At 65.7% G+C, this 984-nt stretch carries 1 protein-coding gene and 1 pseudogene; both read left to right on the top strand.

Annotation, left to right across the window (positions count from 1 at the left end; all coding sequences use genetic code 11):
- Positions 1-135: 135 nt before the first annotated feature.
- Positions 136-723 carry a ribosome maturation factor RimM gene (gene rimM / locus K789_RS0109745; protein ID WP_024366588.1) on the top strand — a complete coding sequence of 196 codons (588 nt, stop codon included), beginning with the start codon at positions 136-138 and terminating at the stop codon, positions 721-723.
- A pseudogene (locus tag K789_RS0109740) lies at positions 724-984 on the top strand (tRNA (guanosine(37)-N1)-methyltransferase TrmD); the annotation flags it as partial.

The following is a 984-nucleotide window of genomic DNA, read 5'->3' as shown; positions in this document are numbered from 1 at the left end:
CCGCCGCCGGTAACGCTTTCGGCAACACTTGTCTTGAGTCCGGCCCCTTCACCAGATAATGGTGGAGGGGCCGGACTGTTTTCCCTGTATTTACCAGTAGAACCGCAGACTCACCAACCCCGAACAGAGGAACAGATGCAGCTTCAGGTGGCACGAATCGGCAAGCCTCACGGCATCCGCGGCGAAGTGACCGTCCAGGTGCTCACCGACGCGCCCGGCGACCGCTTTGTCCCGGGGACCCAGTTCGTGGTGGAACCGGCCACCGCCGGCCCGCTGACCATCCTCAGCGCACGCTGGAACAAGGACATCCTGCTGCTCGCCTTCGAGGAGATCGAGACACGCAACGAGGCGGAGACCCTCCGCGGCGCCAAACTCTTCATCGAAACCGAAGAACTCGACGACGACGACGACGAAGGCTGGTACGAGCACGAACTCGAAGGCCTGGATGTCCGCGTCGGGGACCAGGTGGTCGGCAAGGTTTCGGGCCTCCACACGCTTCCGGTCCAGGACCTGCTGGTGGTCACCGCGACCGACGGCAAGGAAGTCCTGATCCCCTTCGTGGAGCAGATCGTGCCCGAGGTCAACGTCGGGGAAGGCTATGTGCTGGTCACCCCGCCGCCGGGACTCTTTGAGGTCAATGCCGAGGACGAGACCAAGGCCGGGGACAAGCCGGCGTCCGAAGGTGCCGCCTCCAAGGATGCCGACGCCGGAGACAACGCCTAAATGAGGATCGACGTCGTCACCATCTTCCCCGAGTACCTGGCACCGCTGGAACTGTCGCTCATTGGCAAAGCGCGCCAGGACGGGCTGCTGGAGCTCAACGTCCACGACCTCCGGGATTTCACCACGGACCGCCACCGGACCGTGGATGACACCCCGTACGGCGGCGGCGCCGGCATGGTCATGAAGCCCGAGCCCTGGGCCCAGGCCCTTGCGTCAGTCGCGGCGGACCGTCCGGGCGGTTCCGGCCCGGAGCGGGCGGCC

The sequence above is a fragment of the Arthrobacter sp. TB 26 genome, from assembly GCF_000427315.1.
Lineage (GTDB): Bacteria > Actinomycetota > Actinomycetes > Actinomycetales > Micrococcaceae > Arthrobacter.
This window is presented reverse-complemented; position numbering and strand designations above follow the sequence as displayed.

Coding starts and splice junctions, on each gene's coding strand:
- rimM (WP_024366588.1), top strand. CDS start 136: ATGCAGCTTCAGGTGGCACGAATCGGCAAGCCTCACGGCATCCGCGGC.